At 49.8% G+C, this 7,478-nt stretch carries 6 protein-coding genes; all 6 read right to left on the bottom strand.

Features of this window, described 5'->3' with window-relative positions; genetic code table 11:
- Window positions 1–89 precede the first annotated feature (89 nt).
- Complete coding sequence (gene spoIVB, locus KQJ23_RS14235) at window positions 90–1,424, bottom strand: SpoIVB peptidase (RefSeq protein ID WP_216479530.1); 1,335 nt, start codon at window positions 1,422–1,424, stop codon at window positions 90–92.
- A gap of 148 nt (window positions 1,425–1,572) precedes the next feature.
- Entirely contained in the window at window positions 1,573–3,297 is a 1,725-nt protein-coding gene (recN, locus tag KQJ23_RS14230) for a DNA repair protein RecN (RefSeq protein WP_216479529.1), read from the bottom strand.
- Window positions 3,298–3,360: 63 nt separating this feature from the next.
- Window positions 3,361–3,810 (bottom strand): transcriptional regulator AhrC/ArgR, encoded by a 450-nt coding sequence (gene ahrC / locus KQJ23_RS14225; protein WP_216479528.1) that lies wholly within the window; start codon window positions 3,808–3,810, stop codon window positions 3,361–3,363.
- Window positions 3,807–4,412 carry a hypothetical protein gene (locus KQJ23_RS14220; RefSeq protein ID WP_249529765.1) on the bottom strand — a complete coding sequence of 202 codons (606 nt, stop codon included), beginning with the start codon at window positions 4,410–4,412 and terminating at the stop codon, window positions 3,807–3,809. The genes ahrC and KQJ23_RS14220 overlap by 4 nt, the downstream gene beginning before the upstream one ends.
- A gap of 29 nt (window positions 4,413–4,441) precedes the next feature.
- Window positions 4,442–5,296 carry a TlyA family RNA methyltransferase gene (locus KQJ23_RS14215; protein ID WP_216479527.1) on the bottom strand — a complete coding sequence of 285 codons (855 nt, stop codon included), beginning with the start codon at window positions 5,294–5,296 and terminating at the stop codon, window positions 4,442–4,444.
- A 242-nt stretch (window positions 5,297–5,538) separates the two neighbouring features.
- Window positions 5,539–7,440: a 1-deoxy-D-xylulose-5-phosphate synthase gene (gene dxs / locus KQJ23_RS14210; RefSeq protein WP_216479526.1), complete on the bottom strand. Its 1,902-nt coding sequence runs from the start codon at window positions 7,438–7,440 to the stop codon at window positions 5,539–5,541.
- Between the last annotated feature and the right edge of the window lie 38 nt (window positions 7,441–7,478).

The following is a 7,478-nucleotide window of genomic DNA, read 5'->3' as shown; positions in this document are numbered from 1 at the left end:
CTACACCACCCGCATAGCGGGTGGTTTTCTGTTTCGCACGCTTCGCGTACTCAACTGGCTTAAGCCATTAACAAAAAATCTTAAGGCGATTAACCCGCCTTAAGATTCTGTTCTCCTGTCTTGGAGTTACCTTGGATGATTCCTGCATCCTGAAGCATCCACTCGATGAAGCAGCCATAGCCTGATTTAGGATCATTGACGAACACATGAGTTACGGCTCCAATTAGCTTTCCATTCTGGATAATGGGGCTTCCGCTCATGCCTTGAACAATCCCCCCGGTCTTCTCAATCAATCTGGAGTCCGTGATCCGCAAGACAATCCCTTTCGTCTGAGGTGCATTCTGCTTGGAGACGTGAACGATCTCGACCTTGTATCGCTCAACCCGCTGACCCTCCACTACAGTAAGAATTTCGGCAGGACCTTCCTTGATCTCATCCGAGAAGGCTACTGGAATCGATTCTTGATACACACTATGCTCCGGATTTTGAGTCATTTTCCCAAAGATGCCGAAATGCGTATTCCGTTCGATGGTTCCTAAAGTCTTGCCTTCCTTAATGAAATGGGCACGCTTCTCCCCTGGCTCTCCGCTTTCACTTTTAGCAATCGAAGTCACGCTTGACTGCAGAATTTGGCCGCTGCCGACAACGATCGGAGTCTGTGTGTTCATATCCGTGATGACATGTCCCAACGCTCCATATACGCCCTGATCCGGGGCATAGAACGTCAGTGTACCCACCCCTGCGGCGGAGTCACGAATATACAGTCCCAGCCTCCAAGCCCGATCCTGTTTGTCGTACGCAGGGCGAATGGATGCTTGAATGGTCTGACCTGCGCGCGTTAGTGTTACCTTGATCGGCTTCTTGCTCTTTCCCGCTTCTCCCGCAATTTGAGCAACATCCTTAACTTCCTTAAGCGAAACTCCATTCAAATGTGTTATCAGATCTCCGACTTGAATTCCAGCTTCTTCTCCTGGGGAGGATTTTTGATTGTTGTCACTGATGACTTGATGATGACCAACGACCAGAATGCCTGCTGACTTCACCTTCACACCGATCGTCTGTCCACCGGGGATTACCTTCAAATCCGGAATCACATTGACTTTTACCGTCTTCAGGGGAATTTGACCGAATAATTTCATATTCAACTTGGCTACACCGCTCTGAAGCGGGGACAGCTCTAACGGGCTTCTGATCGAGACGCTCGTCGTCTCTGCACTACCGTTCAATCTTACTACATCCGGCCGATCCACACTGACACTTGCCTGCACAGGCAGGGCGACATTGAGTTGCCTGTCATGCCCCTGCAGCAAATTAAGCTCATCCGGGAAAGGCGATAGTCGGCCTTCGGCAACCGAGGTACCAATAAGACTGATAATGAATGCAGTTAAAAGGCCAAGCAATCTGATCCTGAGGTTCGGGTTCAATGGCTGTCACACTCCCTTGGCTTCTTTCGCTTGACGAAAAGTGGTCGCCAATTGCGTACCTATAAGATACCCCGGGTCAGGTCATTTATTACTGTCAATCATTGTTCCCGCAGTCAAATAAACATTTTCAAAAAGGAAGCCTCTTCCATTACAGCAGCTCTTTTTGAGCCTTGGCGAGGTTCAGCATTTCATGGGCATGATGAGTCGTCTTCTCGGTAATCTCGACTCCTCCAAGCATCCGCGCAAGCTCATGCACCCTGCCATCCTCATTCAATTCCTCCACCCGCGTCATCGTTCGCTCTCCGTCAACGACCTTCTCGATCAAGTATTGACCATCCGCCATGCAAGCAACCTGCGGCAAATGGGTAATTGAGAATACCTGACAAGAGCGGGACAACCGATACAGCTTATCTGCGATGGATTGAGCAGCCCGACCGCTGACCCCTGTATCAACCTCATCAAAAATAAGCACGGGCACATCGTCATGCCTTGCAAAAATGCTCTTCAGCGCAAGCATAATCCGCGACAGCTCGCCTCCAGAAGCAATCTTGCTGAGCGGCCTGAGCGGCTCTCCCGGGTTCGGAGAGATCAAAAATTCAGCCGTATCGATTCCCTGCTTGCCCGGGCGCACTTTATGCCCTTCCCACTCCACTCCATGAGGGTCCTCATGGAGTCCAAGCCTGACCTGAATGGAGGTACGCCCCATTTGCAGTTCCTTCAATTCATATTCGACCTGTTCAGCAAGCTCTTGTGCCTTAAGCTGCCGTACCTTACTGAGCTCCGCAGCTTCCTTCAATAATTGCTTCAAGAGCTGCTCGCGCTGTGCTTGGAGCTTCTCCAACAGCTCATCCTTATTTTCCAGTGTATCCGTTTCTCGGCGAATTTTATCGTAATATTCAAGGATCCCTTCAATGGAATCCCCATATTTTCTCCGCATGGTAGAAATCAGATCCAGTCTGTCCTCCACTTCTTCCAGCCGCTCAGGATTGAATTCGATCTGCTCGCGGTATGAACGAAGACCGAACGCGGCATCCTCCAATTGATAATAAGCGCTTTGCAACTGCTCTAAAAGCGGTTCCATGGACGGCCGATCGAAGGATGACACCTCATTCAACCGGGAGATCGCTTTGGCTACTGCTTCGAGTCCTTGCGATCCATACAATAGATCATAGGCTTGAGAGACGGAGTCCATCATTTTCTCGCTATGAGATAGTTTGAGCTTTTCCTGGGATAACCATTCATCTTCTCCCGCATTTAATTTTGCGGATGCGATCTCTTCCAGCTGGAACCGATACAAATCGAGCATTTGCAAAGCCTGCTGATTCGTCCCCCGAAGCTCGTTCCATTCTTTATTAATCTTAATAAAGGCAGCATAAGCCGCCTGATATTCGGCTTTACGCAGCCCGATCAGCTCGGCGCCATAAGCATCCAGCAAGTCCAGATGTCTCTCCGGGCGAAGCAGTGTCTGATGTTCATGCTGACCATGAATATTGATCAGAGCTTCGCCGACCTCACGAAGCATCGACAGATTGACTAGCTGCCCATTAATCCTTGCCGTGCTTTTGCCATGAATACCGATTTCCCGCCGAATAATCAAGGATTCCTCCGGGTCAGCAGAAATCCCGAATTCCGCAAGCGCCTGCCAGGATCGATGCTCGGATGGCAGATCAAAGGCAGCTTCAATCTCGGCCCGTTCACATCCATAACGGATCAAGTCGGCAGAACCCCTCCCGCCCGCAATAAGCCCAAGCGCATCAATAATAATGGATTTACCTGCACCGGTCTCACCGGTCAGCACATGAAATCCGGCATGAAATGTAATATCCACAGCTTCCACTACCGCTAAATTCCGGATAGATAAATGGACTAGCATAGAACACGACAGCTCCCTTCAACAGCAGAGAAAATGAATAGAAAATAAAATCAAAGCCGCATCCTAAGAGATGAAGCCCATGATCTGATCTATAATGTAGTTGCTATAGTCCTCGCTGCGGCAAATCATCAGGATCGTATCATCGCCGCAAATCGTGCCTAGCAAATCCGGCCATTCCATGTTGTCAAGCAATACTGCTACGGAATTAGCCGTACCCGGGAGACATTTTATCACAACCAGGTTGCCCGTATGATCAATCCCGACAAAGCTGTCCACCAGAGCGCGCTGCAGCTTCTGGACAGGGTTGTAGCGTTGGGCTGTCGGCAGGGAATACTTGTACGTTCCGCTGTCCGTCGGCACCTTGATCAGCATCAGTTCCTTAATGTCCCGCGATACCGTAGCCTGGGTAACATGAAAGCCGGCACGGCGAAGCGCCTCGACCAATTCATCCTGTGTTTCAATTTCCTGGTTCGTAATAATCTCGCGAATCTTAATATGTCTTTGACCCTTCATTTCGTCCTCCATAAGCCTTCTTCGGCTAGTTGTTGTTCGGATACATCTTCGTCTTCGTCAGTCGTTAAGGTGATTTCCTTCAAAAGGTTCTGTTCCGCATCGACATACAGAACGCCCGCACACTCGGGATACATCAGCAGAAACGGCAAAAAATCTCTGCGAATCCCGCTTCCTGTCCATTCTACCGGCATTCGCTCCCTTGCGGTTCTCACCAAATAGAATTCCCCGTCTTTAGCTGCGATATAGTCAATAAATAATCTGCTGTGCAGCTTCCGGTCATCCACCTGGAAAGCAAGCGGAATCTTCAGCTTGTCGCTGAGCACTTCAAAGCCGGCCTGTTCCAGCAAATCGACTGCCGGATGTTCCAGAATCTGATCATTCAGCTCAAACCCGATTCCTGACTTTAGCCCGAACGGTCGGCGTACCCATGTACGGAAGGTGCGGTACCCGATATACACTAAGATCGCGGCAATCAGAACCATTAAAAAGCCGTCAAAGCTGCTCCCCAATTCAATCACCTCACGTTCATTATTCGACGAATTGATATTAATTCCTGTCTGAACAACAATGAACGAAAGATATAAACTTATTATAGGGAACATTCGTTCTTATTTCAATATGTAAAAACCCGTCATTTCGACGGGTTCGATTGAAATTTCTGATTCGCTTCCTCGACTGCTTTCCGTGACATTTCTGCAATCCATCCGGAATAATCCTGCCTGATCTCAGGAGAATCGGTATCCGGGTTCAGTCGCAAATGGGCCAAAAATTCGATATTTCCCTCTCCGCCGGTAATCGGCGAAAAGGTTAGTCCTTCCAAGGTGAAGCCGAGCGAGACCGTTTCATTCAGAACCGTCTCCAGCACCTCCTGGTGCACCTTAGGATCGCGGACGACACCGGACTTTCCTACCTTCTCCCGTCCTGCTTCAAACTGCGGCTTGATCAATGCGGCAATATCTGCCGGCCGCTGCAGCAGCTCAAGCAGTGGCGGAAGAATAATTTTTAATGAAATAAAGGACACGTCAATACTGGCAAAATCCGGTGCAGGTCCGTCCAATTCCGCTGTCGTCACATAACGGAAATTCATTCTTTCCTTGACATTCACGCGCGGATCATTGCGAAGCGACCAGTCCAGCTGATTGTAGCCAACATCAATCGCATAGACGTAACTGGCGCCGTGCTGCAGCGCACAGTCCGTGAAACCGCCTGTAGATGCGCCAATATCGAGCATCACGCGTCCGGTCAGATCAATGTCAAACTGGTTCAGAGCCTTTTCCAATTTCAGGCCGCCGCGGCTGACATAGGGATGAACGGCTCCTTTCACCGTAATCGGAACATCGCGCGGTACCTTCATGCCAGGCTTCTCAATACGTTCCGAGCCGCTGAGGACGAGCCCGGCCATAATCGCAGCCTTCGCCTTCTCCCTGCTCTCGAAAAAACCCTGCTCCACTAGCAAGACGTCGATTCGTTCTTTAGGTATCGACAATGCAATTCTCCTGACTTTCTATATAAGTTGAACTACTGAGTTTTACGTTCAGGGGCAACGTGTGAAGTGTGCTTACAATCGCTGTTGTTCGCGGATTTCTTTGATTGAATTAAGCCCAACATAAAGTAGAAATCCACTCACAAAGGCGAACGCTTACGCTTCTTCAGTACACTTCACACTTATGCCCTTTCTACGTAGCTTTTATAGTTCAACTCATAAAGAATTGTTCATAATTATAAATCTTACAGCTTGTTTGCCAGCCCAAACGAATGGGTGGCGGAGCGATGGTGTTTGACTTCTCTAACAATCGCCTCTGAGGTCAGGTCCACTTCCTTGAGCTGCTCCTTGATACTGCCATGCTCGATAAATCGATCCGGGACCCCCATCAATGAGATATCCAATCCTGATAACCCCTGCGCCGCATAAAACTCCAGCACCGCACTCCCGAGACTTCCCGCGATGGAGACCTCCTCAATAATTAGCAGATGCTGTCCTCGATGAGCAAGCTCCAGCAGCATGTTCTCATCAACCGGTTTAAGGAACCTCGCATTGACAACCGCAGCCTGAATACCATCCCGCTTCAACAGCTCAGCGGCCTCTTCTGCAACCTGCACCATGGGTCCTGTAGCGATCAGCACCGGGCCCTCGGCATCATGCAACAGCTCCCAGCTGCCAATCGGCAACGAACGGAGCTCAGTGTCCAGCTCGACGCCAGGAACATTAATCCGCGGGTAGCGGTAAGCAATCGGACCGTCATTATAATCAAGCGCCGTCTTCATCATATGGCGCAGCTCATTTTCATCTTTAGGCATCATCAGAACGATATTTGGGATATGACGCATAAATGCGATATCGAATACGCCCTGATGCGTCTCTCCATCCGCCCCCACAAAGCCGGCTCGATCAATCGCAAACATCACATTGGCATTGTGGCGGCAAATGTCATGAACGATCTGGTCATAGGCCCGCTGCATGAAAGTGGAGTAGACAGCATACACCGGCTTCATCCCTTCCATTGCAAGAGCGGCGCACATGGTCGCGGCATGCTGTTCAGCTATCCCCACATCGATCATGCGGTCCGGAAACCGTTCAGCAAATTTCAACAGCCCCGATCCTCCCGGCATTGCCGGAGTCACAGCAACAATTCGGGAATCCTGCTCAGCCAGCTCAATCAGTGTTTTGCCGAATACATCCGTATACATCGGATTTCCAACAGCCTTAAGCACTTGGCCGGATTCAATTTTGTAAGGCGTGATTCCATGCCATTTGAAGGAATCCGCTTCCGCTGGCGAATAGCCTTTGCCCTTCGTTGTCAGCACATGCACCATTACAGGCCCGCTGACATTGTTCGCTTGATGGAATGCTTCGATCAGCCCCGGGAGGTCATGACCATCAATCGGACCCAAATATTTGAATCCGAGCTCCTCGAACAATACGCCCGAGACCATCATGTACTTCAAGCTGTCCTTCAGCCTCTCAGCCGTTTTGGCCAGCTTGCCGCCGATCGCTGGAATTTTCTTCAACAGCTGTTCCACTTCATCCTTGGCTCGCAAGTAATTACGGTCAGAACGAAGCTTGGTCAAATAATTATGCATGGCACCGACATTCGGTGCAATCGACATTTCATTATCATTAAGGATAACCATCAGGTCTTTCTTCTCATGACCGATATGGTTCAGGGCTTCAAACGCCATCCCTCCGGTCAGCGCTCCGTCACCGATCACGGCGATGACCTTATTTTGCTCTCCCTTTAGATCACGAGCAAGGGCCATCCCCATCGCCGCAGATAAAGAGGTGCTGCTGTGTCCAGCTTCCCACACGTCGTGTTCGCTCTCGCATCGCTTAACAAAGCCGCATAACCCATTCTGTTTGCGCAAGGTATCGAACTGATCCATTCGACCCGTCAAAATTTTATGCACATAAGCCTGGTGGCCAACGTCGAAGATGATTTTATCCTGCGGACTGTTGTAGCAGTAGTGCAAAGCGATGGTCAGCTCAACCACACCCAGATTGGATGCCAGATGGCCGCCGGTCACCGATAACTTCTCAATCAAAAATTGACGTACCTCTGCCGCAAGCGGCTCCAATTCTTCGATTGAGCGCTCTTTAATATCTTCAGGCCCTCTAATTTCTGAAAGCAGCACAGGAATTCCCCGCTTTCTTCCGTAAATTTCGTCAGTAA

The sequence above is a fragment of the Paenibacillus brevis genome, assembly GCF_018919145.1.
Taxonomy (GTDB): Bacteria; Bacillota; Bacilli; order Paenibacillales; family Paenibacillaceae; genus Fontibacillus; species Fontibacillus brevis.
Note: the sequence above shows the minus strand (reverse complement) of the source record. Positions and strands in the feature narration are given on the sequence as shown.